Source organism: Arthrobacter sp. SO3, assembly GCF_020532825.1.
GTDB lineage: Bacteria > Actinomycetota > Actinomycetes > Actinomycetales > Micrococcaceae > Arthrobacter.
Genome location: NZ_MQTS01000090.1, coordinates 1 through 5,087 on the forward strand (window position 1 = coordinate 1; position 5,087 = coordinate 5,087).

Below are 5,087 nucleotides of genomic sequence, written 5' to 3' on the forward strand. Positions count from 1 at the left end.
CGCCCACTGGGCATGCCCTCCCGCCGGGCTCAGGAGTGGACACAGTGCCCATATGCTCGCTCGCTGCAACGGAAAATGAGCATGCCCAGACGGGACCTGTCCGTGACGGGGTTCAGGGCGGGACATATTGCCCATATGCGCGCTCGTGGCAGCGAAAAATGAACATGTCCACGAGGGGCTGGTCCGCGGCCTGGCCAAGTCCTGGAGAAAGTCCCCGGGCGCCTCGCGTGAGTGCAGAATAGGCGTCAACGTAGGCTTGCTGATCTGCCGGACACCTAAAGACGCACGATTTGCCAGGGATGGCCGCTATGCCACCCCCTAAGCGACCCTTTGCGGCAAATGGATGGCACTGCCCCACTGCGGCCTCCGGTCCTCGAGGGCATGGGTGTCTATTCGCCAAGAACGGCCGCTAAACCGGAACCCATAGCGGCCAGATTCGGCAAATGGACGCAGGCTTCGCCCGATCCCGGCCAACAAATCCGCCGTAAAATTGGAGCCAGGGGTGATTCAGAAATGTCCGGGTCGATTGTCGTCTTCCTGATCCTGGTGGCCATCATCGTGCTGCTGGGTGTGATCGGCACTGTGGTGATGGTCCTGCGCAACGGGCGCGGTCCAAACCCGCGGGAGGCCTCGGAGCGTCCCTGGATGGCGGGCGACCAGCCGAGCGTGCCGTACTCGGAGTGGCGCAGCTAGCCGCGGGTGTCCTTCCTCAGGACGTCCGGCAGCTCATCGACGAAGACAGTTTGTGGCGGCTCGTAGTAGATGACCATGACCTCCTCGCCCACCGGGAAGACACTGGCCTTGTCGAACGGGTGGGCGTGGAAGGCGCTTGTTCCGCCACGGAACGGCAGCATGACTTCGCCGATGGTGCCCGGCGCGATGCGTCCGGTAACCCGTCCGATCCTGCCGGTGAGGCTGCGGTCAACGTCCTTGTGCATCACGCATCCGGAGCTTTCGCGGGCCCCTTTGAATCCCCCCGGCCGTTCCTCAGAGCGGTCCTGAGGGCAGGGAGATAGTCTCCCACCTGGGCCAGGATTCCGCCGATCATGCGGTTGACGCCTTCCCCGCCGTTGAGGACGGTCAACTGGCCCACGTGGGCGAAGGGCTCCGCTGCTGCCGCGATGATGGCCGGCATGTTCTCGGCCAACTGCTGCGAAATAACGGCCTCCTGGTTGGTGCCGAGGGCCTCGGCGCGTGCCTTGATGCCGTCCGCCTCGGCCAACGCCTTGGCCTTGATCGCCGAGGCAGCAGCATCGCCGCGGGCCTTGGTGGCCGCCGCCTCCGCCTCGCCGGTCACGCGGGTGGCCCCGGCGGCTGCTGCCGCCGCCGTGGCATTGGCGTTGGCCTGCAGTTCCGTGCGCCTGGCATTGACCTCAGCTTCGAGTTCCGTGCGTCGCGCCAGCGCCTCAGCGGCGCTGATGTCTGCGGATTTCTGGCCCTCGGCGTCGGTGCGCTTGGCATAGGCCTTGGCATCGGCGGGCTTCCGGACGGTGGTCTGCAGTTTTTGTTCTTCCCGGTCCGCCTCCAGCTTGGCCACTTCCGTCTCCTGGACCACCACCTGCTGGCGCGCCGTCGCGTCGGCGAGGGGGCCCGCCTGGGCGGCCTGCGCCTTGGCCCGTTCGGCGTTGGCCTGTGCCTCGGATTGCCGGATGGCCGAGATACTCTGTGCGTCCGCGATCAGCGCCTCCGCTTCGGCTTCCTTTTCTGCGGCCTCGCGGTTCCGGGTGGCCTCGGCGATGCGCGCCTCCATCTTGACCTGGGCGATGTGGGGCTTGGCGATGTTCTCGATGTAGCCGGTGGGATCCTGCAGGTCCTTGATCTGGAGCGAATCGACCACCAGTCCGAGCTTTTCCATTTCCACACCGCTGGCGCTGCGGACCTGTGAACCAAGCTTGTCGCGCTCGCGGATGATTTCTTCCATGGTCATGCTGCCGATGATCGAGCGCAGATGCCCCTCGAAAACGTTGTAGACCTGGCTTTCCATTTTCGGCTGCTGGCCGAGGAAACGCCGCGCGGCGTTGGCGATGAACGGCGGGGCGTCCCCGATCTTGTAGATAACAACACCTTCGACGATCACCTGGATGCCCTGCGATGTCACGCAGGAAACTTTGAGCTCGGTTTCGTTGAGGGTCAGGGACAGGGTCCTGACGGTCTGCAGCCCCGGAAACACCAGCGCGCCCTTGCCGGTGACGATCTTGAAGTCCATTCCCTCCCTGGTTTCCAGGGTTCCCCGCGTCAGGCCCGAGATGATGAGGGCCTCATTGGGTTCAGCCACCTTCCACATCAGTTTGGTGGTCAGCCAAATAACGGCGATGACTACGGCCGCTCCGATGAGCACGGCAAGCAGCGGGGCGAAGGCTGAAAAATCCGGCATACCAGGTCCTTTCACGATGCTGGAAAAGGTGGTGCGGCACGGCCCCCAACCGTTCCGCCGATAGAACCCGGCCGGACGCGAATGCGGAAGTGCGGGGCCGCCAATCCAGCTGTTCTACACAGTCTGATGCGCCCCCCGACGTAAAGTCCAGCGATTAGATGATGCGGGGACAAAAGCCCCTGTTGCGGACCGCGCCGACGTGGAAGGGTGGCGAGGGGACCATGGTGCTGTCCCGGGGAGGGATTCGCGATGCGTGTCGGATCCGCAGCGATCGGAATCGCGTGGGACGTCTGGCGGGCTGAGCGGGGAGGCCCCGAAGGGATCGCCCGCCGCCAGCACGCCCGGCTCTCGGAGCTCGTAGAGTTTGCCCGGTCCGCTTCGCCCTACTACCGCCGCCTGTACCGGGACGTGCCGGAGCGCGTCACGGATCTGCATCAGCTTCCCCGCGTAGGCAAAAGGGAACTGATGGCGAACTTTGACGACTGGGTGACAGACCCGCACGTCACCTTGGCGAAGCTGAAGTCCGAGCTGATATCTGACCTATCCCTGCTTGGGAGGTCCTATCGCGGCAAGTATCTGGTGGTGACCACGTCCGGCACCACCGGGGAGCCGGCCATCCTGGTCCACGACCGGCTCTCATGGGTGGTGGTCAATCTCGTGGTGCGGGTTCGCGAGCGCCGGACCCTGGTCCGGGCTGCAGAAGTGCGGGCGTTTCTGCGCCGTGGGCTGCGGGCTGCGGCCCTCGTCGCGGGAGGCGGCCACTTCGCGGGCGTGGTCTTGACGGAATCCGCCCGGCGCCGCAGCCCCGCCATCGCCCGGCGGGTCCGGGTCTTCTCCGTGCTGAGGCCTCTCGCAGATCTTGTGCAGGAGCTCAACGACTTCCAGCCCACGGTGCTTTACGGCTATCCGAGCGCGATGCTGCAGCTGGCCGCGGAGCAAAAGGCCGGGCGGTTACGGATCCGTCCCGTCCTGGCCATCAGTTCCGGCGAGAACCTGTCCTCCGCCGGACGCGCCAAGATCGAGGCGGCGCTCGGCTGCAGGATCACCGAACGCTATCTTTCCTCGGAAGTCCCGGCCCTGACCAGCCAGTGCCGTTATGGCGCATTCCACGTCAATTCTGACTGGTACATCCTCGAGCCGGTGGACGCGGACTACCAGCCGGTCCCCGACGGCGTCACCTCCCACACGGTACTGGTCACCAACCTGGCCAACCGGGTGCAGCCCATAATCCGCTACGACCTCGGAGACCGGGTCACGCTTGCAACAGCCCCGTGCCCATGCGGCAGTCCATTTCCGGCAGTGAAAATCGAAGGCCGTTCCGGGGACTTGCTGTCCTTCGGGACGCCTGACGGTCGAGTCACGATCCTGCCGCTGGCACTGGGCACGGTGATCGAGGAGACCGCCGGAGTACGCCGGTTCCAGGCGATCCGGACCGGGCCGGCGGCCGTGCGCCTGCGGCTGGAGGTTGCACCGGGCGCCGACAGGGCACAGGTGCAGAAATCAGTTGAGGAGCGGCTGGGCAGCTTTTTCGCCGCCCAAGGGACCGGAACAGTTGCCATCGAACATGCCGATGAGCCTCCCCGCCCCGACCGCGGCGGCAAGTTCCGGCAGGTCTGGTCGTTCTGAGGGCGTGCGGCGGCCTGGACGACACGGGGATGGATGCCCCGGTCAAGCGGCCATGCCGGGGCGGACCTAGCGCGGCCCCAGAAGTTCCCGGGCCTGCCGCTGGGCCTCGAGCTGTTTGTCAGTGACTGTGGATCCACGGAGGAACCCGGCCTCGGCGATGATCCGGCGCAGCTCGGCCACGGTCCGCGGCGTGCTCACCCCCTGGTGGGCCATGGCGTGGCAGTTGGCGCAGAGCGGGACGAGGTCGGTGATGGGATCGAGTTGGTAGTCGCTGCCGAGCTGGGACACCGGAACGACATGGTGGATGTGAATAAAGCCCTTGCCGATCCCGCCATAGGCCAATTCGAAGGAAAAACCGCACGCCGCGCAGTTAGTGCCGTGGTAGGCGATGCAGGCGCGCCGGGCCTCCGGGCTGCGTTCGTAGCTGTTGACCTCAACCCTGACGACCGCCCCTTCTGGATAGGTCCCGGGGACAGCCTCCGTTGGATCTGGGCCTTGTGAGGGCCCGAAGGTACTCCACAAGGCGCGGATATTGGCCTCTTGGGACGGTTCGACAGCGTGTCCTGAGCCGAACACGCTGCCCCATGGGACCGCGGGCGCGACTTCCTTGAGAATTTCGGGGAGTATCTGGTCGCCCCTGGGAAGGAGTATGTCGAAGGCTACCTGCACGTACATCGCGGTTTTCCCTGGTTCGGCATAATGCGGCCCGGGTTCAGGCTGCTCCGAGACTACGACGCCGTGGCCGATCAGTCCCCGGCCGTGGTCTCCCTGCAGGAGCAGCCACGCGTCCGTGCCCGCGCTGATGTTCCGGTGGCGGCCCACGCTCCACCGCTCGAGGTGCAGGCCGGTCGCGGCGACGCGCTCAACGACATCGGCGTAGTTCCAGTCATTCCAGCGGTCCGGGTTCCAGCCCAGGATGATGGCGGTCATCTGGCCATTCTCGCAGGAGTGGTCCGTGCGAGTGGCAGCCTGCGATTCGGCGATTGGACGCAAGTGGCCGCTAAACGGGGGTGAATAGCGGCCACTTGTGGTGACTGGGCGCGGGCGGGTGGGTGAATAGCGGCCATTTGTGGTGAATGGGTGCGGG

General features: G+C 65.7%; 5 protein-coding genes. 2 read left to right on the forward strand and 3 right to left on the reverse strand.

Going from position 1 to position 5,087, the window contains the following annotated elements; all coding sequences use genetic code 11:
• Window positions 1–513 precede the first annotated feature (513 nt).
• On the forward strand, window positions 514–693 hold the full coding sequence (locus BJQ90_RS09130) for a hypothetical protein (RefSeq protein WP_226759974.1): 180 nt from the start codon (window positions 514–516) through the stop codon (window positions 691–693).
• Here the strand turns inward: BJQ90_RS09130 and BJQ90_RS09135 are convergent.
• Both BJQ90_RS09135 and BJQ90_RS09140 read right to left on the reverse strand, forming a co-directional pair.
• Window positions 690–938 carry a hypothetical protein gene (locus BJQ90_RS09135; protein ID WP_226759978.1) on the reverse strand — a complete coding sequence of 83 codons (249 nt, stop codon included), beginning with the start codon at window positions 936–938 and terminating at the stop codon, window positions 690–692. The genes BJQ90_RS09130 and BJQ90_RS09135 overlap by 4 nt on opposite strands.
• On the reverse strand, window positions 938–2,374 hold the full coding sequence (locus tag BJQ90_RS09140; protein ID WP_226759975.1) for a flotillin family protein: 1,437 nt from the start codon (window positions 2,372–2,374) through the stop codon (window positions 938–940). The genes BJQ90_RS09135 and BJQ90_RS09140 overlap by 1 nt, the downstream gene beginning before the upstream one ends.
• A gap of 249 nt (window positions 2,375–2,623) precedes the next feature.
• On the opposite strand from BJQ90_RS09140, the gene BJQ90_RS09145 reads away from it, so the two are divergent.
• On the forward strand, window positions 2,624–4,000 hold the full coding sequence (locus tag BJQ90_RS09145; protein WP_226759976.1) for a phenylacetate--CoA ligase family protein: 1,377 nt from the start codon (window positions 2,624–2,626) through the stop codon (window positions 3,998–4,000).
• Window positions 4,001–4,066: 66 nt separating this feature from the next.
• Here BJQ90_RS09145 and BJQ90_RS09150 read toward each other — a convergent pair whose 3' ends face one another.
• On the reverse strand, window positions 4,067–4,930 hold the full coding sequence (locus BJQ90_RS09150; RefSeq protein ID WP_226759977.1) for an HNH endonuclease: 864 nt from the start codon (window positions 4,928–4,930) through the stop codon (window positions 4,067–4,069).
• Between the last annotated feature and the right edge of the window lie 157 nt (window positions 4,931–5,087).

Coding starts and splice junctions, on each gene's coding strand:
- BJQ90_RS09130 (WP_226759974.1), top strand. CDS start 514: ATGTCCGGGTCGATTGTCGTCTTCCTGATCCTGGTGGCCATCATCGTG.
- BJQ90_RS09135 (WP_226759978.1), bottom strand. CDS start 938: ATGCACAAGGACGTTGACCGCAGCCTCACCGGCAGGATCGGACGGGTT.
- BJQ90_RS09150 (WP_226759977.1), bottom strand. CDS start 4,930: ATGACCGCCATCATCCTGGGCTGGAACCCGGACCGCTGGAATGACTGG.
- BJQ90_RS09140 (WP_226759975.1), bottom strand. CDS start 2,374: ATGCCGGATTTTTCAGCCTTCGCCCCGCTGCTTGCCGTGCTCATCGGA.
- BJQ90_RS09145 (WP_226759976.1), top strand. CDS start 2,624: ATGCGTGTCGGATCCGCAGCGATCGGAATCGCGTGGGACGTCTGGCGG.